The sequence below is a fragment of the Oscillatoria salina IIICB1 genome, from assembly GCF_020144665.1.
Classification (GTDB): Bacteria; Cyanobacteriota; Cyanobacteriia; order Cyanobacteriales; family SIO1D9; genus IIICB1.
Window position 1 is genome coordinate 24,413 of the sequence record NZ_JAAHBQ010000027.1, and the last position, 25,739, is coordinate 50,151.

26 protein-coding genes are annotated in these 25,739 nt (G+C 42.8%); 18 read left to right on the top strand and 8 right to left on the bottom strand.

All coding sequences use genetic code 11. The features are described 5' to 3' along the window. The first annotated feature begins 250 nt into the window (after positions 1-250). On the top strand, positions 251-2,473 hold the full coding sequence (locus G3T18_RS09875) for an APC family permease (protein WP_224410384.1): 2,223 nt from the start codon (positions 251-253) through the stop codon (positions 2,471-2,473). Positions 2,474-2,553: 80 nt separating this feature from the next. Here the strand turns inward: G3T18_RS09875 and G3T18_RS09880 are convergent, their stop codons facing one another. Beyond that, positions 2,554-3,327, bottom strand: a complete 774-nt coding sequence (locus G3T18_RS09880) for a response regulator transcription factor (RefSeq protein WP_224410385.1) — start codon at positions 3,325-3,327, stop codon at positions 2,554-2,556. A gap of 264 nt (positions 3,328-3,591) precedes the next feature. On the opposite strand from G3T18_RS09880, the gene G3T18_RS09885 reads away from it, so the two are divergent. Next, a complete protein-coding gene (locus tag G3T18_RS09885) occupies positions 3,592-3,843 on the top strand; it encodes a DUF6761 family protein (protein WP_224410386.1) in 252 nt (83 codons plus the stop codon). Positions 3,844-3,908: 65 nt separating this feature from the next. Here G3T18_RS09885 and grxD read toward each other — a convergent pair whose 3' ends face one another. The 3 genes from grxD to G3T18_RS09900 form a co-directional block, all read right to left on the bottom strand. Continuing rightward, complete coding sequence (grxD, locus tag G3T18_RS09890; RefSeq protein WP_224410387.1) at positions 3,909-4,232, bottom strand: Grx4 family monothiol glutaredoxin; 324 nt, start codon at positions 4,230-4,232, stop codon at positions 3,909-3,911. 55 nt (positions 4,233-4,287) lie between these two features. Next, on the bottom strand, positions 4,288-4,545 hold the full coding sequence (locus tag G3T18_RS09895) for a BolA family protein (protein WP_224410388.1): 258 nt from the start codon (positions 4,543-4,545) through the stop codon (positions 4,288-4,290). A gap of 146 nt (positions 4,546-4,691) precedes the next feature. After that, on the bottom strand, positions 4,692-5,315 hold the full coding sequence (locus G3T18_RS09900) for a hypothetical protein (RefSeq protein WP_224410389.1): 624 nt from the start codon (positions 5,313-5,315) through the stop codon (positions 4,692-4,694). 143 nt (positions 5,316-5,458) lie between these two features. Here G3T18_RS09900 and G3T18_RS09905 point away from each other — a divergent pair, with 143 nt between their 5' ends. The 10 genes from G3T18_RS09905 (at position 5,459) to G3T18_RS09950 (ending at position 16,340) form a co-directional block, all read left to right on the top strand. Then, positions 5,459-7,537 carry a S8 family serine peptidase gene (locus G3T18_RS09905; protein ID WP_224410390.1) on the top strand — a complete coding sequence of 693 codons (2,079 nt, stop codon included), beginning with the start codon at positions 5,459-5,461 and terminating at the stop codon, positions 7,535-7,537. Positions 7,538-7,907: 370 nt separating this feature from the next. Then, positions 7,908-8,549, top strand: coding sequence for an acetoacetate decarboxylase family protein (locus tag G3T18_RS09910; protein WP_224410391.1), 642 nt, complete (start codon positions 7,908-7,910; stop codon positions 8,547-8,549). Positions 8,550-8,732: 183 nt separating this feature from the next. Continuing rightward, positions 8,733-9,317, top strand: coding sequence for a Uma2 family endonuclease (locus G3T18_RS09915; protein ID WP_224410420.1), 585 nt, complete (start codon positions 8,733-8,735; stop codon positions 9,315-9,317). Between the two features lie 100 nt (positions 9,318-9,417). Then, a complete protein-coding gene (locus G3T18_RS09920) occupies positions 9,418-9,696 on the top strand; it encodes a hypothetical protein (RefSeq protein ID WP_224410392.1) in 279 nt (92 codons plus the stop codon). After that, a complete protein-coding gene (locus tag G3T18_RS09925) occupies positions 9,693-10,103 on the top strand; it encodes a PIN domain-containing protein (protein WP_224410393.1) in 411 nt (136 codons plus the stop codon). The genes G3T18_RS09920 and G3T18_RS09925 overlap by 4 nt, the downstream gene beginning before the upstream one ends. Before the next feature lie 233 nt (positions 10,104-10,336). After that, positions 10,337-12,145 (top strand): proline--tRNA ligase, encoded by a 1,809-nt coding sequence (gene proS, locus G3T18_RS09930; protein ID WP_224410394.1) that lies wholly within the window; start codon positions 10,337-10,339, stop codon positions 12,143-12,145. Between the two features lie 68 nt (positions 12,146-12,213). Beyond that, positions 12,214-13,032 (top strand): class I SAM-dependent methyltransferase, encoded by an 819-nt coding sequence (locus G3T18_RS09935; protein WP_224410395.1) that lies wholly within the window; start codon positions 12,214-12,216, stop codon positions 13,030-13,032. Positions 13,033-13,283: 251 nt separating this feature from the next. Beyond that, positions 13,284-14,744 carry a hypothetical protein gene (locus G3T18_RS09940; RefSeq protein WP_224410396.1) on the top strand — a complete coding sequence of 487 codons (1,461 nt, stop codon included), beginning with the start codon at positions 13,284-13,286 and terminating at the stop codon, positions 14,742-14,744. A gap of 53 nt (positions 14,745-14,797) precedes the next feature. Next, complete coding sequence (locus tag G3T18_RS09945; protein ID WP_224410397.1) at positions 14,798-15,610, top strand: LmeA family phospholipid-binding protein; 813 nt, start codon at positions 14,798-14,800, stop codon at positions 15,608-15,610. Between the two features lie 124 nt (positions 15,611-15,734). Continuing rightward, positions 15,735-16,340 carry a GerMN domain-containing protein gene (locus G3T18_RS09950; protein ID WP_224410398.1) on the top strand — a complete coding sequence of 202 codons (606 nt, stop codon included), beginning with the start codon at positions 15,735-15,737 and terminating at the stop codon, positions 16,338-16,340. A gap of 51 nt (positions 16,341-16,391) precedes the next feature. Here the strand turns inward: G3T18_RS09950 and G3T18_RS09955 are convergent, their stop codons facing one another. From G3T18_RS09955 to efp, 3 genes are all read right to left on the bottom strand, one after another. Further along, complete coding sequence (locus tag G3T18_RS09955) at positions 16,392-16,745, bottom strand: ArsR/SmtB family transcription factor (RefSeq protein WP_224410399.1); 354 nt, start codon at positions 16,743-16,745, stop codon at positions 16,392-16,394. A gap of 65 nt (positions 16,746-16,810) precedes the next feature. Then, positions 16,811-17,311, bottom strand: coding sequence for an acetyl-CoA carboxylase biotin carboxyl carrier protein (gene accB, locus G3T18_RS09960; RefSeq protein WP_224410421.1), 501 nt, complete (start codon positions 17,309-17,311; stop codon positions 16,811-16,813). Positions 17,312-17,411: 100 nt separating this feature from the next. After that, positions 17,412-17,972, bottom strand: coding sequence for an elongation factor P (gene efp / locus G3T18_RS09965; RefSeq protein WP_224410400.1), 561 nt, complete (start codon positions 17,970-17,972; stop codon positions 17,412-17,414). Here efp and G3T18_RS09970 point away from each other — a divergent pair. The 3 genes from G3T18_RS09970 to thiL all read left to right on the top strand — a co-directional run bounded on the left by G3T18_RS09970 (position 17,971) and on the right by thiL (position 20,732). Next, positions 17,971-18,108, top strand: coding sequence for a hypothetical protein (locus tag G3T18_RS09970; protein ID WP_224410401.1), 138 nt, complete (start codon positions 17,971-17,973; stop codon positions 18,106-18,108). The genes efp and G3T18_RS09970 overlap by 2 nt on opposite strands. 290 nt (positions 18,109-18,398) lie before the next feature. Further along, positions 18,399-19,541 (top strand): peptidylprolyl isomerase, encoded by a 1,143-nt coding sequence (locus tag G3T18_RS09975; RefSeq protein WP_224410402.1) that lies wholly within the window; start codon positions 18,399-18,401, stop codon positions 19,539-19,541. Positions 19,542-19,727: 186 nt separating this feature from the next. Next, positions 19,728-20,732 carry a thiamine-phosphate kinase gene (thiL, locus tag G3T18_RS09980; RefSeq protein WP_224410403.1) on the top strand — a complete coding sequence of 335 codons (1,005 nt, stop codon included), beginning with the start codon at positions 19,728-19,730 and terminating at the stop codon, positions 20,730-20,732. Positions 20,733-20,953: 221 nt separating this feature from the next. On the opposite strand, the gene G3T18_RS09985 is transcribed toward thiL, so the two are convergent. Further along, positions 20,954-21,967 carry a type I glyceraldehyde-3-phosphate dehydrogenase gene (locus tag G3T18_RS09985; protein WP_224410404.1) on the bottom strand — a complete coding sequence of 338 codons (1,014 nt, stop codon included), beginning with the start codon at positions 21,965-21,967 and terminating at the stop codon, positions 20,954-20,956. A gap of 583 nt (positions 21,968-22,550) precedes the next feature. Between G3T18_RS09985 and murC the strand changes: the two genes are divergently transcribed. The 3 genes from murC to G3T18_RS10000 all read left to right on the top strand — a co-directional run bounded on the left by murC (position 22,551) and on the right by G3T18_RS10000 (position 25,697). Beyond that, complete coding sequence (gene murC, locus G3T18_RS09990; protein WP_224410405.1) at positions 22,551-24,092, top strand: UDP-N-acetylmuramate--L-alanine ligase; 1,542 nt, start codon at positions 22,551-22,553, stop codon at positions 24,090-24,092. Positions 24,093-24,215: 123 nt separating this feature from the next. Beyond that, positions 24,216-25,184 (top strand): UDP-N-acetylmuramate dehydrogenase, encoded by a 969-nt coding sequence (gene murB, locus G3T18_RS09995; RefSeq protein WP_224410406.1) that lies wholly within the window; start codon positions 24,216-24,218, stop codon positions 25,182-25,184. Between the two features lie 168 nt (positions 25,185-25,352). Next, positions 25,353-25,697 carry a YbaB/EbfC family nucleoid-associated protein gene (locus G3T18_RS10000; protein WP_224410407.1) on the top strand — a complete coding sequence of 115 codons (345 nt, stop codon included), beginning with the start codon at positions 25,353-25,355 and terminating at the stop codon, positions 25,695-25,697. Positions 25,698-25,739 lie beyond the last annotated feature (42 nt).

A 25,739-nucleotide genomic window follows, 5' to 3' on the forward strand; every position in this document is an offset into this window, starting at 1 on the left:
TTGGAGACAAGGAAGAGGGGGGAGAGGGGGAGGAGGGGGAAGATAAGCGGTTCGCCATTTAAACCAAAATATCAGCAATTGCGAAACGGTTGTAACGATCCGATCTTGGTCGCTACCCATATCCAATTTAAATGCCTGTTAGCTTAAACTATAAACTGCTAACTGGTAACTGCTAACTGCTAACTGGTCACTGATAACTGCTAATCCCCAGTCCCCAGTCCCCAATAATTTATATTTTGAAAAATTTACAGTGAAATTACCATTTAATCGCGTAACTCCTCCAAATTCACCGGAACCTAATTCAGCAAAATCTGGTTTAGGTACATTCGGGGGTGTTTATACGCCTTCGATTCTGACTATCCTGGGCGTCATTATGTATTTGCGCTTTGGTTGGGTAGTGGGTAATGTGGGCTTGCTGGGAACGCTAATTATTGTTACGCTCTCAACTTCAATAACTTTATTAACAGCTTTGTCGATTTGTGCGATCGCTACCGATCGCGTGGTGCGGGCTGGTGGGGCGTATTATATGATTTCTCGCTCTTTGGGGATTGAAACTGGGGGAGCGGTGGGAATTCCGCTTTACTTCGCTCAGGCGCTATCAGTGGCGCTGTATACGATTGGTTTTGCTGAAAGTGTGGTGCAGGCGTTTCCCCAACTAAATCAGTTGTATGTAGCGCTGATCGTGACAATTTCGGTGGCAATTTTAGCGCTAACTTCAGCCAGTATTGCGATTCGCGCTCAATATTTCATCATGGCAGCGATCGCCTTATCGCTCATTTCCTTTGCTTTTGGACATCCTCTGGAAAACACTAATATCGAAATGTGGGGCGCACCAGAACGTCTCAGCGAACCATTTTGGACTGTGTTTGCAGTGTTTTTCCCGGCGGTAACGGGGATTATGGCTGGGGTGAATATGTCGGGCGATTTGCGCGATCCAATCCGGGCGATTCCGACGGGAACTTTAGCCGCAGTGGGGACGGGATACTTGATTTATATGTTACTGCCGATTTTACTGGCAATGCGGGCGGATGCGACTACACTGATCGCCGAACCTTTGATCATGAGAGAAATTGCTTTCTGGGGTCCGGCAATTTTATTAGGAGTTTGGGGAGCAACCTTAAGTAGTGCGATCGGGAGTATTTTAGGCGCACCGCGAGTGTTACAAGCTTTAGCTAGAGATGGAGTTTTGCCGAGGTGGATGAGCTTTTTAGGACAAGGTAGCGGGCGAGATGACGAACCGAGAATCGGTACCGCCGTGACGCTAGCAGTAGCGATCGCGGCTGTGTATATCGGTGACTTAAATTTAATCGCTCCGGTGCTGACAATGTTCTTTCTTACTACCTATTTAGTTTTAAATGTCTCCGCAGGTGTAGAAGGTTTCCTGCAAAGTCCTTCTTTTCGCCCCACATTCCGCGTTCATTGGTCCTTATCTTTACTAGGGGCGCTGGGTTGTATTGCGGTGATGTTTTTAATTAATCCCGTGGCTACTGTCGTCGCCGCAATTATCGTTCTCGCTATTTATTTTTGGTTACAACAGCGAGAATTAATTACTACTTGGGGAGACGTGCGACGAGGAATTTGGATGTCAGTAATTAGTGAAGGAATTCATCAAATCGATCACGCTGACGATACGAAAAACTGGCGACCTCATATTCTCGTACTTTCCGGCGCACCAACCAAGCGTTGGTCATTAATCGAACTAGCTGATGCTTTTAGTCACAACCGAGGTTTAATTACCGTTTCGAGCGTTTTACCCAGTGGTTCCCGCAACGTCGCCCAACAAACCAAATCCGAACAAACGATCCGAGATTACCTCGAACGTCGCGGAGTCAAGGCTTTAGTTCGTTTAGTCACCGCTTCCGATCCTTTTGACGGAGCGCGAAAATTAGTCGAAACTTACGGTTTAGGTTCCTTAGTTCCCAATACGATTTTATTAGGAGATAGTGAAGAACCATCGCGGCGCGATCGCTACTGCGAAACGATCGCCCAAATTCACCAAGCTAAACGCAATATCGTTATTCTCCGAGAAAATCCCGAACGCGGTTTTGGCTTACGTCGTCGTATTGATGTTTGGTGGGGCGGAATCCAAGCCAACGGCGGTTTAATGTTACTTCTGGCTTACTTATTGCGTACCGATATCGACTGGCGCAATGCCGGAATTTATCTCAAATTAGTCGTTGCTGACGAAACTGCGGCAGCAGCAGCAAGAGCAAATCTCGATCGCCTCGTGAAACAAGTCCGCATCAAAGCAATTCCCCAAGTAATTGTCGCTGGATCTCGTTCCTTCGAGGAAATCTTACATTCTTCATCGGAAAACGCCGATTTAATTTTCTTAGGAATGGCTGCACCTCACGAAAATTACACCGAATATTATGAAAGTTTACAAGCAAAAGCTGCCGACTTACCAACGACAATTTTCGTTCTTGCCGCCCCTGGCTTTGCTTTTGAAGAAGTTCTCAGCGATAGCGTTTAACTAGCGTGGAGTTTAGAGATAGTTTTCTTTTTGGTATTATCCAAGTGAACCTTATTTTCGGGCTTTATTGATGTCGTCGCCTATCCCACATCGACAGAAACCCGATTTCCGTGATGATATCCATTGGTTGCTGTCAGAGCATTACTTGGAGGAATTAGCGTTTCCCCTTTTAACACATCAGGATTGAAGCGATAACCAACATTACGCACTGTTTGAATCAAACTTGGTTGTCGAGGATCTGTTTCAATTTTTTTGCGTAGAGACAGCACGTGAGTATCAATCGTACGCGGATTATCGATCGCATTGGGCCAAGCGCGGCGTAATAATTCGCTGCGACTCAAAGGACTACCTTCGGCTTGAGCGAGAACATAAATTAAACTAAACTCTTGAGGAGTTAAATCGATAAATTCGCCTCGAAACTGAACCCGACGCTGTACCAAATCGATTTTGAGAGAGCCATAATCTAACCACAAAGGCACTGCTGTCACTCGCATTCGCCGAATTAGCGCCTCAACTCGTGCCATAAACTCTTGCATTCCAAACGGTTTGGCGAGATAATCATCCGCACCAGCTTTTAAACCCGCAACCACATCCTTTTCCGTATTCCGGGCAGAAAGCACAAAAACTAGCGATTGTCGTTGTTGATACAACCAACGACAAAACTCGATCCCATCGCCGTCAGGCAAATCGGAGTCTACAACCACGAGAGTTGGTTGACGGCGAGAAAATTTCGTTCTCGCTTGCTCGATAGTCGCCGCTTGTTGAACCCCATAACCTGCTTGCTGCAAGTGCCAACTCAACAGCGATCGCAAATTATGATTACCTTCGACAATTAAGATGTTTACCGAACCCACCTTTCCCTAGCCTATTTACAACTATTGATTTCAGGCTAACAGAGCTATTGTCAAGATTTTGTAACACCTGCTACGGAGAAGAGTTCGAGGCGATTGAGGCTACTCTTTTGCCGGAGGTCAAGAGATTCCCAGTTAAAATGAACTTAATCCCGAGATAAATATTCACGCTATTTTGAGTAAAACTGAATTATCTCAGCTTCGCCATTGCCGAGACCAACTTCAGTCAGATCGCTCAAATCGCCCTCAACAAAAGGATTTAAAATTATGCTTACTGACACAAACACGATCAGATACTACCAAAGACTTACTGATGCTTTGGTTGACTCTTGGCGTAGGGGACATCGTTTTGACGAATTGCGGCTTTATCTGGACGGCTACATTTCCGCACTCAGACATAGTAACGCGATCGAACCTTATTTGATTCATCGTTTAGAAGAGGAAGCTTTCCGTTTTTTGCGCGATCCTTCTAATTTTGAACTGGCAATGCCCGAACCGGAAACCGACTACTATCGCTAGTAATCATTAATTTTTGCTAGTCGGATGCGTTGCCAAACCAAACGCATCCGACTTAATTTTTAGTTCTAAGAAGCTAAAGCAACTTGAACTTTTTCTTGCAATTCGCCACTTTGATAAAGTTCGATGGCAATATCAGAACCACCGATAAATTCACCATCAATATAAAGTTGAGGAATTGTCGGCCAGCTAGAATACTCTTTAATTCCCTGCCGAATTGCCGCGTCTTCTAACACATCAACGGTTTCGTAGGGAACTCCCAAAGTATTAAGAATTTGCACAACATTATTAGAAAAACCGCACATTGGCATCAACTTGTTGCCCTTCATGAAAACGACAATTTTGTGCTGGTTTACTAAATTTTCAATCCGTTCTTTAACTTTTGAATCCATAATTTTTCAGTGATAATTGTGGGTTATTTGAAGATTTTTTACTTGCTAACTTAGTTTAAACAACTTGACCCGCCGCTTGCCAAGCTTCAGGTGTATAAGTTTTCAAAGCTAAGGCGTGAATTTCTTCGGTTGCCATCGCCTCTTGTACCGCCGCATAAACCATTTGGTGTTGTTTAACTTTAGTTTTTCCTGCAAATTCTCCAGACACTACTATTGCCTGAAGATGATCGCCGCCTCCTAAATCTTCTACCTTGACTTTAGCATCAGGTAGCTGGGCTTTAATCATTGCTTCAACTTGTTCTAAGCTAACCATTGAAACTCCCGCGAGATCGTTACTTGATTAATAAAATAATAGTGGCGCTTCCCTACTGCCAAGCAAAATCTTACTTGCTCCGGTTTTGCGCCTACAGTCTTTATTTTACCGAAAGATTATCTCGATTTTACCGTCAATGCTCAACTTTAATTATTCGAGCTAGTTTCGCGATCGCCCGAACGTGGATAGGGCGCATCAACAAATCCTAACTCAAATAATTGCTGGTAAGCTTTTTTCCCTTGGTCTGTCGTCGGACTTTGCGATCGCACAATTTGAATTAACAAAGGTACAGCTAATTCTGGTTGACTTTGCGCCCGGTGTACTAAAGCTAGTTGATAAGTGGCTTCGTCGCGTTTTAAAGCTGTTTCTAGTGCTTGCTGCCTTAATCTTTCCGAAATCCGATTATCTATCCCAGAAAAGCTACTTGATAACTGCTGGTAAAAATTAGACAATTGATTGAAAATTTGGCGAGCTTCTTGATATTTTCTCGCTGCCAAGGCATAATTTTGTCCCGCTACGGCTCGATCTCCTTCTGTCATTAATCTTTCCCCACCCTGGAAGCTGAGAAGGCTATCCGCTTGCGTTAGGGGACGAAGATTATTCGGATCGCTCAAATCTTCTTGCTGTATTTGTTGCGTACCTCCTTCTGGCAAGGCGGGAACGGGTACTTCTTGAGCTTGAGCGCTTAAACTTATTACAGTGGCAACCGATAAGCTGAAGCCAGATAAACAAGCTATACCGAGATTGCGAAAGTTAGACAGAATTAGCATTGAATAATTCTCTGGGGGAACGTTGCTGAACACAACCGATCTAAACTTCAGGTATCTTAGCATTTGTTATTTGTTATTGTTTAATTGTCAGTTGGCAATTGTTAGTTGTCAGTTGTCAGGATGAGAGAGGAGGAAATAATTCGATGACGCAACTACCAGGATCGGGTGTTCCCGAAGCAAGTGTCGGCATAATTTTACAAAGGGGAGGAGAGGAATTAGCACTCTCGAAAGTTAGCGATCGCTTTACTTTATCTCTTCAGCCGTCGGATGGGGAATTTCCTCCTCAAATTGCTAATTTACCTAACCAGCAAATTCCTCGGACTAATCTCTTTGTTGTCAGTGTCGCCCCAGCAGAATTAGAAGCCACAATGCAGACAGCCAGAGAGTTAGAAAATGTCGCTTTTGCCAGTCATGTTTATCAATTAGCGAACAATGCTGATGCGAGAGTTTACCTAACTAACGAAATTACCATTCAATTTACACCAGATTTAGACGAAGAAACGAAAACCAATCTCGCTACTGAATTTGGTTTGCAACAGGTAAAACCAATAACTGGTATTGATAACGCTTTCGTCTATCAACTCACCCCAGCAGCTTCCGAAAATCCTCTGAAAATTGCTAATCGCTTAGTCGGAAAACCAGGAATCCTCGTTGCCGAAGCTAATATCATTTTGCATCGAGAATCATTTTACCGTCCTCTGGATAACTTCTATCCCGAACAATGGTATCTTCACCACGAAGGCGGCTATCTTTTAGACATTAATTCTCACATCGATGCCGAAAAAGCTTGGGAAATTACTCGCGGCGTGCGATCGATAGTTGTTGCTGTCACCGACGATGCTTTTGATATCGATCATCCTGACTTTCAAGGAGAAGGGAAAATCGTTGCACCGAGAGACTTTCAAGGACAAGATTTTTTACCTTTACCCGAAACCGACGATGAAAGTCACGGCACTGCTTGCGCTGGAGTCGCTGTTGCCGAAGAAAATGGTACAGGAGTTGTCGGAGTCGCCCCTGGCTGTGCTTTAATGCCCTTACGCACCACAGGTTTTCTCGATGACGAATCAATCGAAGACTTGTTTAATTGGGCGGTAGAAAAGGGTGCTAGCGTCATTTCTTGTAGTTGGGGGGCGGCAGCAGTACATTTTCCCCTTTCCCTGCGACAAAGTGCCGCGATCGCCAATGCTGCCACTAAAGGAAGAAACGGTAAAGGTTGCATCATCGTTTTTGCTGCGGGGAACGCCAATCGTCCCACCAACGGCACAATTTACGAGCGTGGCTGGGTGCAAAACGTCGTAAACGGTCCCACCCAATGGTTAAGTGGATTTGCCGTTCATCCCGACGTTATTACCGTTTCTGCGTCCACCAGTTTGAGCAAAAAATCTGCCTATAGCAACTGGGGAACCAATATTTCTGTCTGCGCCCCTAGTAACAATGCACCACCAGGAACTTGGTTTCCCGAAACAGGTTACATTTTCACTGCCCCAGAAATTAGAGGATATTTGCCGGGACGAGGTATTTTGACCACCGATTTATTAGGACAATTAGGCTATGCTGCTGGTGACTTTACTCGCGACTTTGGCGGCACTTCTAGTGCTACTCCCGTCGTCGCTGGCTTAGCAGCTTTAGTGCTTTCTGTCAACCCCGATCTTACCGCTCAAGAAGTTAAATTAATTCTCCAACAAACCGCCGATAAAATTGTTGACCAAGATACCGATCCGCAGTTAGGCTTGCGCTTAGGTACTTACGACAAAAACGGTCACTCGCAATGGTTTGGCTACGGTAAAGTTAATGCTTTCAAAGCCGTGCAAGCCGCCAAAGAGAAAACTCGCCTCACTCAAACAGTTACTCGGCGAATACGCGATCGCAACAACACCAGTTTAGCAATTCCTGACAACAATCTTCAAGGAGTTACTAGCACAATTCGGATTACCGAAAAAGCCCTCCTGCGCGAAATTCAAGTTAATGTCGATATTGAACATGAATTTTTAGGAGACATTACAATTACTTTGCTTGCTCCTAGTGGTGAGAAAATCTTACTCCAAAATCGTACTTTAGGCGCACAAACCAAGTTAAAAGCTACATATTTTCTCGAAACTGCACCAGCCCTGAAACAAGTCTTAAATAAATCCGCAGCCGGAAATTGGCGTTTAAAAGTTGTCGATTTTTCCCCTGAAGATACAGGAAAAATAAAAAGTTGGGAGTTAAGATTAGGCTTTTAATTTCCTAGAGACGTTATCTTCGGCAACGTCTCTATAATTTTCCCATTTGCAAATCCCCAAACAGCTAGTTTATTCACAGGAAATTATTTGACATAAAATGGCAAACAAAATACTACAATTGTTATGTGGAGACGTTGCCTAGTCTACCACATCCCTACAAGGTGATAATTGCTAGCAGACAGTTCGTTTTTTTATCTTTCTGAACAAGACAATCTCCTAATTTCAAGAAGCAAGTAAAATTCTCTAAAATCATCTCTATTTAGAGAAAGTTTTAAAGAAAGATTAAGCTCAACTATTAGCTAATAATTGATATCTAAGAATTCCCAATACCCAATCCCTAATCCCCAATCCCCAATCCCCAATCCCCATTATGACTTACCCTACAGCACCTTGGCAACTCAAAGGCTACGCTTTAGCTAATTTACAACTAATAGATGTAGCCAAAGCACGTCCCCTAATTCCCGATAATTTTGAGATCATTTCCATTTTACCAGGAAAAACTCTCAGTGGGGTTTATATTTCTAATTATAGTGGCGATTCCAGCTTAAAATACAGCGAGTTAATTGTCATTGCAGGAATAGTTAATTACGCTAACAAACTTGGCGGCTGGGTGTCCCATATTTATGTAGATAATCCTGATTCCGTAGCCGGAGGAAGAGAAATTTGGGGATTACCAAAAGAAATAGCAGAATTTAGTTGGGAAACAGGAAACAAGTACGAAAAACAAGTTTCGATTACTCAAGGAAGTCGCCAATTATGCACATTGAAATACAATTTTCAAGGGTTGACTGTACCTGTGTGGTTTCCTTTTCCTAGTTTCGGGAGATTAAACGAGAAAATTCTGTTATTCCTGGGGAATTGTCAAACGCAAATTGGTTTAATAGAAAGTCAATTACAAATCCCTACTGAAAGTCCTTTTTCGAGTTTAGAATTAACAGAAAAAGGCTTAAGCTTTTCCTGCGAAAAACTTAACTTAAACGTCGATGCACCAGAAATTGTCGGCAGAGTTTAAGAGACAGAAAAACTATCTTACATAACTTTTTTGGCTATAATTTTAATAGGATTATAATCTGTGTCGCCAATGTCAACAGTCAAAGCCAAAAAATTCACCATCACTGAATACCATCGTCTCGCTGAAATAGGATTTTTGAGAGAAGACGAACGAGTAGAATTAATCAGAGGAGAAATTATTCAAATGACAACAGTCAAAACCAAAAAATTCACCATCACTGAATACCATCGTCTCGCTGAAATAGGATTTTTCAGAGAAGACGAACGAGTAGAATTAATCAGGGGAGAAATTATTGAAATGTCACCAAAAGGTACAGCCCATTCAGTATGCGAAACTCGTTTAGAAAGAGAGTTATATAAATTACTAGGTGAAAAAGCTACACTACGAGGTCAACAATCAATTATTATTCCTAACAATAGCGAACCAGAACCAGATCGAGTTATTGCCAAAAATAGTCCTGACGATTACCTTTCTCATCATCCGGAACCCGATGATATATTATTAGTAATTGAAGTTGCAGATTCCACCTTAAATTATGACCGAACGACAAAATTAACGCTTTATGCTGAAGCGGTAATTTCTAATTACTGGATTTTCAACCTAGTCGCAAACAACCTAGAAACTTACCAAGAAACCTATCAAGACGAACAAGGTAACTACGGTTATCGAATGAAGCGCATTTATCTAGCTAACGAAGGTGTGATTTTACCAAATTTTCCAGAGTTATCCTTAAACTTAGCCAAAGTTTTCCCACCAGTAAATAACTAAGAGAAAAACTACTTATGGTTGTGGCTTGGCGATGCGATCGCTATTTCGCAAATATTCTATAATAGAAAATAACCAAAGATAACCTTGTTGAATAAATTGTATGAAAGCAGCTAAAATTCAAGCAAAAATAGACACAAACGGTCATTTAATCGCCAGCGAACCAGTAAATTTACCTCCAGGTGAAGTAGAAGTGATAATCTTAGAGAAAACCGAGACAAAATCCGATGTAGAGGAGTTACAGTCAATTACCGATCAACCTCATTTTCAAACTAAAGTAAAAGCATTTCAAGATTTGCGGAAAAACTGGCAACCAACTCCTCCTGATTTTGATCCAGAAGCAGCTAGATGGGAAGCGATGAAGGAGAAATACAACCTTTGAAAGTTTTAATAGACACTAACATTATTGTTGATGTTGCTTTACAGCGAGAACCTTTTCGCGCCGAAAGCGATCGCGTGTTACAGTTGGCTGAAGAAAAACAATTTACCGGATATATTTCTGCATCAACTTTTAGCGATTTATACTACATTATTCGTCGCGTTCAAGGTAGAGAGTGGACATTAAGATATTTACAAACTTTGGCTAGCTTCTGTCAAGTAGCTACTGTTGATGAAACAGTAATTACAATAGCGCTTACTGCGAACTTACCAGACTTTGAAGATGCTATTCAATATGGTGCAGCAACAGTTAACGAATTAGAAGCAATTGTCACTCGCAACCCCCAAGATTACCCCAATTCAACAATTAACATTTTCACCCCTGGACAGTTAATAGAAAATTATCCTTAACAACTAGCTTTTGCGCGCCTTCTTTGCGACTTTGCGACTTTGCGAGAAAAAAATATCACTTAAAGAACAAATACCACTAACAACTAACATTTTGCGCGCCTTCTTTGCGCCTTAGCGCCTACTCTTCGAGAACGGCTCCGCCGAATGCGAGAAAAAAACATCAATATTAGAAACCAAACCCACAAATGCTCTAGACTGAAAAATGATTATTAACTCCAGAGGCTAAAATCAGAATGCGCTTATCTCAAATGCTTTTCGTTACCTTGCGCGAAGATCCCGCAGAAGCAGAAATTCCTAGTCATAAACTATTGCTGCGGGCGGGGTATATTCGTCGAATTGGTAGCGGAATTTATGCTTATTTACCCTTGATGTGGCGAGTATTGCAAAAAGTATCTCAAATTGTGCGCGAAGAAATGAATGCTACGGGGGCGATGGAATGCTTGTTACCGCAACTTCAGCCTTCAGATTTGTGGAAAGAGTCGGGACGTTGGGATACTTATACTAAGGCTGAGGGAATTATGTTTGCCTTAAGTGACCGACAAGAGCGAGAATTAGGATTGGGACCGACTCATGAAGAGATAATTACTTATATTGCGCGGGATACGATCCGATCTTACCGTCAGTTACCTCTCCATTTGTATCAAATTCAAACGAAGTTTCGCGACGAAATTCGCCCTAGATTTGGTTTGATGCGGGGACGAGAATTTATTATGAAGGATGGTTACTCGTTTCATGCTGACACTGAAAGCTTGAAAAAAACTTATCAGGATATGAATCAAGCTTATAGCAATATGTTTACTCGCTGTGGTTTGGAATTTCGCGCGGTGGAAGCTGATTCTGGTGCGATCGGCGGATCTGGTTCTCAAGAGTTTATGATTCTAGCAGAGGCGGGTGAAGATGAAGTTCTTTACACGGAAGATGGGAAATATGCGGCTAATGTGGAAAAGGCTGTTTCTCTTCCTCCGGATGCAGAAGTTTCACCGTTTACGAGTTACGAAAAACGAGAAACTCCAAATACTCCAACGATCGCGTCTTTATGCGAGTTACTTGAATGTTCGCCGACTGTGGTAGTAAAAAATGTACTTTATGAAGCAGTTTATGACAATGGGATGATGGTTTTGGTGTTAGTTAGTATCCGAGGCGATCGCGATATTAATGAAGTGAAGCTACAAAATGAGTTGGTAAAATTAGCTCCTCAATATCATGCTAAAACACTTTTGGCACTAAATGTTCCTGACGAAATTGCCCAGAAAAAATGGGCGGCAAAATCATTACCTTTAGGTTATATTGCTCCGGATCTTGCTGATGATTATATCAGTCCAAATAAAGAGGTTGCGCCTAAATTTGTCCGCATCATCGATAAAACTGCTGTGGAGTTGAAAAATTTTGTTACGGGTGCTAACGAAATAGGTTATCACGTGGTTGGGGCAAATTGGAGTAAAGAATTTCCTTTACCGAATTTGGTAGTAGATATCAGAAAAGCGACGATCGGCGATCGCGCTTCTCATGACTCTACCCAAACGTTAAAATCGGCTAGAGGTATCGAAGTTGGACATATTTTCCAACTCGGTAACAAATATTCACAAGCAATGGGCGCAACTTATACTAATGAAGCTGGGGAAGAAATTCCTTTACAAATGGGCTGTTATGGTGTAGGAGTTTCGCGATTAGCCCAAGCCGCAGTAGAACAATCTTATGACAAAGATGGCATAATTTGGCCAGTGGCGATCGCGCCTTATCATGTAATTATTGTTGTCCCCAATATTTCTGACGAAAAAGCGATGAATGCTGCGGAAAAATTGTACGACGAATTGAATGCAGCCGGGGTAGAAACTTTACTCGACGATCGATCCGAACGAGCCGGGGTAAAATTTAAAGATGCAGATTTGATCGGCATCCCCTACCGTATTGTAACCGGACGCAGTCTCAAACAAGGCAAAGTCGAACTTGTCGAACGAGCAACTAAAAATTCTCAGGAAATACCCCTCGATAAAGTTGTTTCTACGTTGCAGAAAGCAGTTACAGAAGCAGTAACATCTTAATTACTAGAGACGCGCTTTGTCGCGTCTTTAATTGATTAGTTATTCGCTCATTGATGCCATAAAAAATTATGAGTAATTTTCTTGAAGTCGATCGCTATAAACAACAAGTAGCAGCTTATTTCGATTCTCGCACTAATTACGATCGAGGTGAGTTTCACCCCCAAATAGCTCATTTGCTGCTCGAATATACGCAAATAACTAAAGGAAAAAAAGTTTTAGATATTGCTACAGGGACGGGTTTAGTTGCGATCGAAGCAGCCCAATTAGTTGGGTGTCAAGGTGGCGTGATTGGAGTAGATATTTCTCCAGGAATGCTTAAACAGGGTAGAAGCAAAATTGCTCAATTAGGACTTAAAAATATTGAACTAATAGAAGCTGATGCAGAAGCTTTAAACTTCTCCCAAAATAGTTTCGAACTTGTGCTTTGTTGTTCGGCTTTACCATATTTCACTAATATTCCTAATGCTTTGTATCACTGGTATTCTCTCCTTAAATCTGGTGGAGAAATTGGCTTGTGTGTATTTTCCGAAACGTCTTTTATCGCAGGAATAGTTTTGCAGAAAGTTGCTAAAAAATATGGTTTAGAACTACCAAATTGGAACGAAATAACTGGTAACGAACAAAAATGTAAGACACTTTTAGCAGCAGCAGGTTTTCAGGATATTGAAGTAATAACTAAACAAGTTGGGAATTATTTGGCTTGGGAAAATTTAGTAACAAGTTGGTCGAAAATCTTAAAAAATCCTTTATATTTTCAATTCCTTAAATTAGACGATCGACAATTAGAAAAATTAAAACAAGATTATTTTAGCGAACTAAAAGCATTGTCAACAAATCAAGGAATTTGGAACGATATTACTACTTTTTTGGTTTTCGGTCGGAAGTAGAAAAATAGCTTTATGCTTAGATTAATCTAATTTCGTTGTTAAGCTTTATCCCGTATCTTGCTCAATTGAACAAAATCAGTTTTTCTTTTGAAAAAGGATGAATAGCACGATCTTGTGAAAAAGTCAAGAAAAAAATCTAGTAGTAGCGATCGCTAAGATACTCCTTTGCAGTGGTAGATCTCAGCAGTGACGATTAATTCTCGTTAAAGAAACTAGAGACGATCGCCAGAACTGCTGACTATACTGAAAAAATGAAGAGGCAAAAACTGACTAGATACACAATTGTAGCAGTAGCTCTAGCTGTTACAGTCGGATTTGGTTTAAGCTTACTTAGCGACGTATCAACAGGAGTGGCGATCGCGATAATTTTGCTTAGTAGCTTTTTTTCCTACCAATATCCTCGCACAGGCTTATGGATTTTCCTAATTTACTTACCCATCAGTGGCAGCATAACCTATTCCATTGGTGCTGGCAATCCACTCTACCACTTAATCAAAGACGCTTTCTATATTCCCCCACTTTTCGCCTTAATCGACTCCGCAGCCCAAATTCCCCAACCCCATCCCAAAATCAAACCTTTAATTCCAGCACTTTTTTTGCTAGTCGCAGTTTGCTTAATAACTCTTCTGTTTGTCAATGTCCCCCAGCAAATCGAAGCAGGAGCAAATGATAATTCAGTTTTAGTAGGAATACTTGGTTTAAAAGTATTATTAGGGTATATACCCTTAATTTTTTGCGCCTACTATTTAATTCGCTCCAAATCCGACTTATTCTTCTTAATGCGTCTCCACGTAATTTTAATTATAATTTGTTGCAGTTTAGGTTTATTACAATATATTCTCTTAGTAACAGGCGTATGTCCTGGTAGTACTAACTTAAGTGGAGAAGCCATCCACAAAGCCACCTTAGAAGCCCGATGTTTAGTCGGCGGCTCTTTATTGTATTATCCAGAATGGAAGTTAATTCGCTTACCAGGCACCTTTGTCGCACCTTGGCAATGGGGCTGGTTTTTGATATCCAGTAGCTTTTTCAGCTATGCTACAAGCATCAGCGATCGCCAAATTCATTGGCGAATTCTTAGTTGGATTGCACTCGCCGCGATCGTAGTTATGGCAGTAATTTCTGGTCAAAGAATCGCCCTTGCTTTAGTTCCTGCCACCTTAATAATTCTAACATTATTAACAGATAAACACAAGCATTGGCTACCTGTAAAATTAGGTGGAGTTTTGCTCATAGCCACCTTAATTGCTAGTAACTCAGAAAAAGTTCAACAGCGCTTAAGAAGTTTTATCTTTCGTTGGAATGCTTCCCCACCCCACTATTTTATTGTCGATCAATTTGACTGGGTAATTGCCGAACAATCAGGATGGTTAGGAAATGGCTTAGGTAAAGCTACAAATTCCGCTCGGATTTTAGCTAATACTAAACTAATCGAAACTTATTATGCCGGTTTACTTTACGAAATTGGACCAGTAGGAGTTTTAGCATTTTTGAGTGTAATTTCAGTTTTAATTTTACTGACTTACAATGCCTATAGATCGCTCAAAGAGCCATCCTTACGCGACCTAGCAATTTGTCTTTGGGTATTTGTATTTTTAGTTGGTTATAACACCTATTACTACCCACTTGCGGTCGATCCAGTAGCAGTTTATTATTGGTTTTTTGTCGGGGTAATGCTTAAGTTACCAGAAATTGATACGGCTTTAAAATAATCAAGAGCGACCGTTCGCTGACAGTCAATTGCTAATAAATATGGGTAAAGATTATGGAATTTCTGACTATTTTTCTAGCTAGCTTACTGAGCATTTTTACTCCAGGCGGTGTAATTATTGATAGTAACATTGAAAACGCCTTTCGCTCTCGGTTTGAAGCAGTAGAAGAGTTTCAAATTCGGATCGATAATGCTCCCAGTTATCAAATTATTCAAGGAAAAATAGAGCGAGTGCGTCTGGCTAGTAGAGGAGTACAACTCACACCAGATATTCGGCTCGATGTCTTAGAATTAGAAACAGATCCACTCGATGTAGATTGGCGGACTTTACGAACAAGAGAAGGTAAATTTCCCCAATATTTCCGGAAACCAATACAAGCCGGAGTGCGCTTAGTTTTAACCGAAGCCGATCTCAATCGAGCTTTAAAATCGCCGAGAATAAAAGCACGAATAGAGCAAGCTGTCAATAGAGCGCTGAAGAATTTTCCAGGAACGACCGCCGAAGGTTACGAATTAAGCAATCTAGAAATAGAATTTTTAGGCAGCGATCGCTTTCGTTTGCAACTGAGATTGCGTCAAGCAGAAGAAGAGCTTAAAATCGATCTCGAATCAGGATTAAAAGTGTTAGCAGGAAAACGTCTAGAGCTAATCGAACCAGGAGTGTCTCTCAACGATAGATCGATTCCTGCTGTCTTCGTCAACGGTTTAGCAAATCGAGCCAAAGAAAACCTCGATCTGAGCAAAATCTTACCGCCAGAGATTACAGCACGGATCTTACAATTAAAGCTAGAAACAGACGCGATTCAACTAGCAGCATTTCTCAGAGTAGAGGCAGCATCATCCGTAACTACTAACCCCATTGAGTAAATCAAGAGTAACAGTAGCATTTCCTGGATGTTTCCGGAGCGGAAATCGCGATCGCCCTTGAGAGTAGTGTGGGTGCAAAACCTCCTCTGGCTGCTCATGTCGAACCCTAAAGGAGGGCAAATTTATGCAAAATCAAGAAAAAAATCGTCGAGTAGGGCTTGGAGTCATTGCGGGCGTCTCAGCAGCCGTAGTCATCGCAGTTGCTGGTGGCGGTTGGTGGGCTTGGCATTCCCTAAGAACTTCCTCACCACCAGCTAGTTCCCCAACTGAACAAGCACCCACCTCTGTCAGACAAACAGAAACTCAAAAAGCAGAAGTTTATTGGATTGGGGCTACCAGCAATGACATTGAAGTCGTTCCGAACGCGATTACGATCGAAAATACTGCTCAACCAGAGCAAATCCTCGAAAGTGCTTTCAAGCGCCTTTTAGCAGGACCGAGTGACAAAAATTTCAGCACCACCATTCCCGATGGAACTACATTGCGTAGCTTAACCCTAGAGAATGACGGAGTTCACGTCAATCTCTCAGAAGAATTTACCACAGGTGGAGGAACTGCTTCCATGACAGGGCGTGTGGCACAAGTAATTTATACAGCCACAAGCTTAGACCCTAATGCCCAAGTTTGGATTGAAGTCGAAGGAAAAACACTAGAAGTTTTAGGAGGCGAAGGACTTCTCCTCGATCAACCTCTAACCCGCAAAGGCTTTGAAAAAGATTTTGACCTTTAAAGTTACCTGAAAAGCTCAAATCTCACGCCTCACCTGCTGTTGTTAACTCAACTATTCTCGATTAGCAAGACTAAAATCGCGGAAGTGACGAGCTTGCTGTTCGATGCGCGTGGCGAGGCGATTGCAAACCAAGGTGCATAACTCGTAAATCAAGGGATCGGCAACGCTATAGTAAGCAGAAGTGCCTTCACTGCGACGACTAAGAATGCCAGCTTGCAGCATAACTTTTAAGTGCTTGCTGACATTGGCTTGGGAAGTTTGAGTTGCCTCAACTAGCTCTTGAACGCACTTTTCACCGTCGCGCAGTAAATTTAAAATACGCAGACGCATTGGTTCGCTCAAGATGCTGAAATACTCAGCAACTTGTTGGACAACTTCTTGAGGTACGGGTTTTGCTAGTTGCATTAAACTAAGCTAACTACTCGATCCCCAAATTTTAACAGTCTCATCCGTCAATAACAATCTAGTGATTATGATTCGGGATCGATCCGCATCAAAGTTTGACCGTACTCAACAGGTTCTCCGTTTTTGACGACAATTTCCATCACTTGTCCAGAAATTTCTGCTTCAATTTCATTCATTAGCTTCATCGCTTCGATAATACAGACGGTTTCACCCGGGCGAATAGTTTGACCAACCTCAACAAAAGGCGGTTCATCAGGTCCGGGTGCGCGATAAAAAGTTCCCACCATTGGTGAAGTAATTTCCACCCATTTACTACTGTCAGGAGTAGATGGAGAAGCAGTTTCAGAAGCCGTGCTATTAGGAGCAGGCGACTTGAGCGAGGAACTAGGAACAGGGGCAACTGCCAACCCCGCCGAACTGTCTGCCCCCCCATTAGTGGTGGGTAGAGCAGGTACACCCCGGCGCAAAGTTAATTCAAACTCTTCACTTTTCAGAGTTAGTTCCGCAATATCAGTTTGCGCGATCGCGGCAAGAAGTTCGCGAATTTCGTTAAAGTCTACAGGCACAGATCGTGCATCCCAAAAGTTTGTTAATTTTCCATTGTCAGCCTTCAGTTGCATCCAGACAAGAGCAACTCTGACTGAATAAGTAATGACAATTTGTTGTTTAGCTTTCTCTACCCAGATAAGAATCGTTGCGGGTATCAATCTTAATCTTTTCTCCCACGGAGATAAACAAAGGAACCATTACTTGAGCGCCAGTCTCTACTGTAGCTGGTTTCGAGCCACCAGTAGCCGTATCGCCTTTAACTCCCGGATCGGTTTCAATTACTTCTAAAGTAACTGAGGTGGGTAATTCTACTTCCAGCACTTGTCCTTCCCACTGGACAACGTTAATTTCCATACCTTCTTTGATATATTTGACGCGATCGCCAATTTGTTCGGGAGTTAACCTTGTCTCTTCAAAGGTTTCCATGTCCATAAACACTAGGCGATCGCCCTCAGGATAGGTATACTGCATTGTTCTTTTCTCCAAGATCGCTTGGGGAACTGTTTCTCCAGCGCGGAAGGTACGCTCGACAACACTACCCGTCTGCACATTTTTTAGCTTGGTTCGGACAAAAGCCGATCCTTTACCAGGTTTGACATGGAGAAATTCGATCACTCTCCAGACCGCACCATCTAACTCTATCGAAACACCAGTTCTAAAGTCGTTACTAGAAATCATGAAGCTCTTTCACCAAAATCACAGCCAACGCACTTTCTGCTTCTGTTGTCCTTTTATTCTCCCAGAAATCGATCGCTTAGCTAGCACCGATCTACCCCAGGAAGGAGGAACCGGAATACATTTTACCGCTCAATAGCTCTTTCTCTCTCTTCAAGTTAGGCTATTTTCTGGTACCACCCTATGGCAAGATCGAAAAGGGGAATTGGGGGATTAGGGAGGAGGGGATTGGGGATTGGGTTCAGTTATCAGTAAACAGTGAACAGTTAGCACGTAGCCGCATTTATCAGTTTATCTTCTCAGTCCTCCCCCTCTCTCAACTGTCCCCAGTCTCTTTTGTCTCCAATCTCTACTGATAACTGATAACTGGTCACTGTTCGCTACCCAATAACAACCCAAATAGTAAAAATTGAATTGCAATATAAATTTATGCCACTTGAAAAACTTAATTTGTTTAATTGGTGCAAGCGCTTACTCAAAACTAGCGTGACAGTTGTCCTGCTGGTAGCACTTTCTATCTCTCTGAGTGGGGCTTGGTGGAACTTTGGCAGCAACGAAACTGCCCGTAAGAGTAGTTTGGCTCAAGGAGATGCAATCACCGATCCGACGGCAATTTTACGCTATGCCCTTCCTCTTGATAACCAAACGGTGCGCGATTTACAACGTAGCATTGAAGATATTTCCACTCATTTACGAAGCAAACGCTGGAGCCCAATTAGCCGAGATGTTAAAGAAGCTTCCAAGATTTTAAACCTCAATGCTGACAAATTGTTAGCCAGCATCAATAGCGATCGCCAAACGGATGCTGAGTCTCTCATTGCTCGAATGAAGGAGAAAGTCAGTCAACTCCGAGAAGCTGTTGATTCTCAAGATCTAGATGCAGTTTGGCAGCAAAGAAGGGCAATTCTCAACGAGCTTAACGATCTCGAAGCGATGATGGTGACAGAATTTCCCTTTGAAGTACCTGCTGAATATTCTCATCTGCCTCAACTCAAGGGTCGCGCTACTGTAGAAATGGAAACCGAAAAAGGCTCTCTTACCATTGTCGTTGATGGTTACAGCGCTCCTGTTAATGCTGGTAATTTTGTCGATTTGGTACAAAGAGGATTTTACGATGGCATGGAGATTATGCCTTCCCAAGATTTTATTGTCCAAACTGGCGACCCACCGGGACCTGAATACGGTTTTATCGATCCCGCAACTGGAGAATACCGCGCTATTCCTTTGGAAGTGCTAGTTAAAGGCGAAGATGAGCCACTTTACGGTATGACTCTCGAAGCGGCTGGACTTTACCTGGCTCAACCTGTTCTACCTTTTAACGCTTATGGTGCAGTGGCTTTAGCACGTCCGGGTAATGACCCTAATGGCGGTTCTTCTCAGTTTTTCTTCTTCAAATTCGATACGGAACTGACTCCTCCAGGTTTTAATCTGATGGACGGACGTTATTCTGTCTTTGGTTATGTGGTCGATGGTGCAGAAGTTATTGAAAAACTGGCACCAGGAGACAAGATTATTAGTGCCAAAGTTGTTAAGGGTAGTGACAATTTGGTTCAACCACAACTTAACAGTTAACAGTTAACTGTTACCAGTTATCAGTTGTCAGTAGAGATTGGAGACAAGAGAGACTGGGGACAGTGGAGAGAGGGCGAGAACTTGGAAGATAAGAAGATAAACTGATAAATGCGGCTACGTGCTAACTGTTCACTGTTTACTGATAACTGAACCCTCCTCCCCAATCCCCTCCTCCCCAATCCCATCATGAATCAATTGCCACAGACAGTAAAAGATGTGGGAGAACAAGGTCTTCTACAACGCCTGAAACGCTTTTGTCCTCCGGAAATCGTGGGTGATGATGCAGCAGTAATCGATTTGGCTAGCGATCGCTCTCTGGTGGTAACGACCGATCTGTTAGTCGATAAGGTGCATTTTAGCGATCGCACTACTTCTCCTGAAGATGCTGGTTGGCGTGCTGCTGCTGCTAATTTGTCTGATTTAGCGGCTATGGGAGCTTCTCCGGTTGGGATTACTGTGGGTTTGGCTCTTCGAGCAGATGTTTCCTTAGATTGGGTAGAGCGTTTCTACCAAGGTCTTGCTGATTGCTTGGGACAGTATGATACTCCTATCCTTGGTGGCGATATTTGCCGTTCTGAGGTGGTTACAGTCTCAATTACAGCTTTTGGTCAAGTTCGGCGATCGCAAGCCATTACTAGGTCAGCAGCGCAACCTGGAGACGCAATTGTCGTTACTGGCTACCACGGTAATTCGCGAGCAGGTTTGGAATTACTCCTCCACCCGCAAACAGCTCAGCATCTCGATCCTCAATCTCGCGAGTTTTTGCTCCGGGCGCATCAACGTCCTCAACCACGGCTTGATTTATTACCACATTTATTTAATATTGTCAAGAAAAAATTTTCGGTGGCGGGGATGGACAGCAGCGACGGATTAGCAGACGCAGTAATTCAAATTTGTCAATTCAGCAATCTCAGCGCCCAAATCGACCTTGCCAAAATTCCCATGCACCCGGCACTACTCGAACTAGTATCCCCCGAAAAAGCTCTAGAATGGGCTTTATACGGCGGTGAAGACTTTGAATTAGTGATTTGCCTTCCTCATCCTCAAGCAGTAGCTTTAGTGGCAAAATTAGGGGATTGTGCGGCAATTATCGGCAAAATAACTACCGAAAAACCGGTCATCTTAACAGACAGCCAAGGTAAATATCCTCAGCAATCAATCAACATCAACGAAAGATTCCCACACTTTTGAGCCAATGAAACCCAGCAAATTAAGGTAATTTTTGATTAACAAAATCTTGACAACACTAAGTAAAATCGCCCCCAATTGCCAACCAGAACCGAAAACATAGAAGTCAGAAATAAGGCAAAACCAGGCTAACGGCTTAATTTTGAACCTTATTTCTGACCTCCTAAGTCTTAATCCAATTTAGAGAAGCACAAATTGCCTTTCACTTGCCTTCTAAATTGATTTTACTGCCACTTCTGAGCGATTAATTCTGCCAGATCGACAACTCGTTGCGAGTAACCCCACTCATTGTCATACCAGCCAACAACCTTAACCATATTACCGCCCATAACCATAGTCAGGCTACCATCAGCGATCGAAGAAGCATCGCTTTTACGATAGTCACAAGAAACCAAAGGATCTTCATTATAAGCAAGAATGCCTTTGAGAGAACCTTCAGCAGCCTCTTTCAAAACATCATTAACCTGTTCGGCGATCGCACTTTTCTCAACTTCCACAACCAAATCCACAACAGAAACATTAGGAGTTGGTACGCGCAAAGCAATACCATTGAGTTTCCCCTTCAAATCCGGTAAAACCAAAGCCACAGCCTTAGCTGCACCAGTGGTTGTCGGAACGATATTAATTGCAGCCGCTCTTGCACGTCGCAAATCGCGGTGGCTAGCATCCAGTAAACGTTGGTCGCCAGTATAGCTGTGAGTCGTCGTCATCGTCCCCTTAACAATGCCAAACTCTTCGTGAATTACCTTAGCAATAGGAGCGAGACAGTTAGTCGTACAACTAGCATTGCTAACAATTTTCTGCTTACCATGTTCGTATTGGTCGTGATTAACCCCCATCACGTAAGTGCCGATATCTCCGCCCTTACCAGGAGCTGTAATCAAAACTTGCTTCGCACCTGCGGCTAAATGCTTAGAAGCACCTTCTTCAGTGACAAAGACCCCTGTAGATTCTACAACTAAGTCAATTCCCCAGGCTTCCCAGGGCAAGTTTAATGGGTTGCGATCGGACACGCACTTAATTGTTTTGCCATTGACAGTCAGAGAATTTTCATCCGCCCCTATCTCAGCATCCAGCGTACCCAGCATCGAATCATATTTCAGCAAGTGGGCATTAGTTTTGGGGTCAGAAGTATCATTAATACCCACAATCTCCAACTGACTGTCTTCTCTAGTCAGCCAGCATCTCAGGAAGTTACGTCCGATGCGTCCAAACCCGTTGATCGCTACTCTAATCACTGCGTCTTGCCCTCTGTGTTCAAGTTCAATAAATTATTTATTCTTAATGTCCCCGATCATATCGCAAAGCTTGCCCATTAAAAATGAGTTTTTTAATTCGACGTGGCAGAAAATCCTCTCAAGGCTTTTGTTTGTCACCCAACAACTTTTACTTTCACCAGATATAATTGACTCGTTAGTCTGGTAAAGTTTGGTAGCTGCGCCGACGTTGCCGTAAGCGCTTCCTCCTGAAAGTCTTTTCGTCAAAATTCTGGTTACTTGGGGAGCAATCTGAATGCCACAACTTGTCTTAGTTGCACTCAGCAGATCGTCTCATCTCTAGCAAAGGGCTTCTTGGCAAGTTGCTAGTTGACGGTAGTGGTTAGCGTAAAGTTTCCCGATTTACTGGAAAATTCCGCGATTATAAGTTAAAACCATCTCAGGGAAGATGAGATTGAGTTGAATGTAACATAACCTACAAACCTAGCAAACTCTAGCCAAGTAAATTTTTATTCGCTATATCTTGCCAAATCAATTCTTGATATTATAAGCGCGTATTAATGCGTAAATTCGGCGTGTGTGGTGTGGTGTGTAAGGAGATTTGATGTCAAAGACTGTTGATTTTAGCGGTAAGCCATTTCATTTCATCGGTATTGGCGGAATTGGAATGTCGGCATTAGCCTACATTTTAGCCCAGCGTCAGCTACCTGTATCGGGTTCCGATCTTCGTTCGACGCACATTACCGAACGCTTGCATTCCGCAGGCGCTCATATTTTTAGCTCTCAAGAAGGGAGTAATTTAGAATTCTTTCAAGCAAAGTTTGAGTCACAGAAGGTTGCTTTACCAACAGTGACTGTGGGTGGAACTAAAGTTGCACCGACGAGTGTTACCGGTTCCCAATCCAATAGTTATGCAAGCAAACTCAAATTTGAACCGGGTTTGCCTCAAGTTATTTGTTCGACAGCAATTAGCCCAACGAATTCAGAGTATTTGGCAGCTAGAGGCTTAGGCTGTCCGATTTTTCATCGCTCGGATTTGTTAGCTGCTTTGATACAGGATTACTACAGTATCGCTGTCGCTGGAACTCATGGTAAAACTACAACCAGTAGTTTAATAGGATATGTTTTGCTTAAGGCAGGTTTAGATCCGACAGTAGTAGTTGGTGGTGAAGTTAATGCTTGGCAAGGAAATGCTCGTTTAGGCGAGGGTAGGTATATAGTTGCTGAAGCTGATGAATCGGATGGTTCGTTATCCAAGTTAGCTGCCAATATTGGTGTAGTCACCAATATTGAACTCGACCATCCAGATCACTATCAGAGTTTGGCAGAAGTAGTAGGTATTTTTCAGATCTTTGCTGGTAAATGCGAAACTTTGGTAGGATGCCTCGATTGCGACATAGTGCGGGAAAAACTAAATCCTTCAATTACCTACAGTCTGAATCCAGAAAGCCAAGCAGATTATACGGTAAGTAAAGTTAATTATGGCGCTAGCGGGACAAAAGCAGAAATTATCGAAAGAGGCAAAGTTTTGGGTGAGTTGGAACTCCCCTTACTGGGAACTCATAATTTAAGTAACGCTTTAGCAGCGATCGCGGTCGGACGGAAAATAGGTTTAGAGTTTGCCGAAATTGCGGCAGCGATCGCTACATTTGAAGGAGCTAAACGGCGTTTTGAGTTGAAAGGTAAGTCTGGTGGCGTTACCTTCATTGATGATTATGCTCACCATCCTAGTGAAATTAGGGCAACTTTGGCGGCGGCTCGTTTACAAGTAGAAAAAAATCAACCAGAATCGAGACAGCGAGTGGTGGCAATTTTTCAACCTCATCGTTACAGCCGTACTTGGGCATTTTTGTCCGAGTTTGGTGAAGCATTTAGCGATGCTGATGTGGTAGTTGTTACAGACATTTACAGTGCTGGTGAACCAGACTTAGGCGAAGTTAGTGGCAAAGATGTTGTTGAAGCGATCGCGGCACATCATCCACAAGTGTTTTACCAAGCCTCTGTTTCCGACTTGAGCAGTTTCTTACCTTCAATTCTGCAACCGGGCGATCTCGCTTTGTTTTTAGGAGCAGGTAATCTTAATCAAATTATTCCCGAAGCGATCGCCGCTCTTTGTTCGCAAACAACTCTCAAAACTGAAGTGTGAAGGAAAAAATCTTCATTCGGGGTGCATAAAAAAGTTGCTTTGTCGCCAAAAATCGACAAATTTTTGGGTTACTTCAGACTTCAAACTTGCTTCAGACTAAAAACTTAAAACCTCAGACTTCCTATGACACTTTCCTTGGACCCTCCCAGCGTAACGAAAAATGTCTTATCAGTGCCAGCGAAAATTCAGCGAAATCCAATTTATTTACCTGGGAGCAACTGCCAAATACTACCCGATATTTCGTTGGCAAACCTGACCTCATTTCGTGTTGGAGGACCCGCCGAGTGGTATGTAGCCCCTCGTAACAGCGAACAACTGCAAGCAAGTTTTGAATGGGCGCAAGCCCAAAATTTACCCTTAACTTTATTAGGAGCAGGTTCAAACTTGTTAGTCAGCGATCGCGGTATACCTGGTTTAGTCCTTAGTACCCGTCATTACCGCCATTACGATTTTGACCCCGAAACAGGTCAAGTAACTGCTGGTGCTGGCGAACCGATCGCCCGTCTCGCTTGGCAAGCAGCTAAACGTGGTTGGCAAGGACTAGAATGGGCTGTAGGTATTCCGGGTACAGTGGGTGGTGCAGTAGTAATGAATGCAGGAGCGCATACCAGTTGCATCGCCGATATTTTGGTTAAGGCTGAAGCGATTTCGGCTGATGGCACGATCGAACAGTTGACTAAAGAAGATTTGCAATATAGCTATCGCACTTCTATTTTGCAAAAATCCCGGCGTTTAGTTACTCAGGCAAGGTTCCAACTAACTCCAGGGTCAACCAAAGCAGAAGTGATGGCAACTACTAACCAAAACTTGAGGCAGCGTAAAAGCTCTCAACCTTATCACTTGCCAAGTTGCGGTAGCGTCTTCCGCAATCCCCAAGAACGTACTGCGGGATGGTTAATCGAACAAACTGGATTGAAAGGCTATCAAATCGGAGGCGCTCAAGTCTCTCACCGCCATGCTAACTTTATCCTTAACTGTGGCAATGCGAAAGCTGACGATATTTTTAAGGTAATTCGTCACGTTCAGGAGCAAGTAGAACATCATTGGTCTCTAACTTTGAAGCCAGAGGTTAGACTAATAGGTGAGTTTTAATTGACGTACTTCCACTGTTAAACGCTGGGCGTTTAATACTAGATGGTTAAAGTCGAGACTCTCAGTTTGGGAGTATGCTGCCCATTGGCAACAAGCGAGCAAGACTTTCGCTTAAACATCAGCGCCTAAATACGCATTCAAGTTAAACACAGTTAATTAATTTTAGATATGAGTGAAGGAAAAGGATTCGGTTTCGGTTTGGGGAAAATGAAAGAACTTACCGAAGCATTTAAAAAAGCGCAACAAGTTCAACAAGGGGCGCAACAACTCCAACAAGAATTGGAGCAAATGGAAATTGAAGGACAAAGCCCCGATGGACTGGTCAAAGTAGTAGTTAGTGGGAACCAAGAACCTCGTCGGGTGGAAATATCTCCTGACGCGATCGCCCAAGGAGCAGAATCTCTTTCTCAATTGGTGACTCTGGCGATGAAAGACGCTTATGATAAATCGACAGAAACCATGCGTAGCCGTATGGAAGAACTCACTAGTGGTTTGAATATTCCGGGTATGTAACTTTACCTCCCAGTCAAGAAAAATCCCTGATAATCTCAAAAA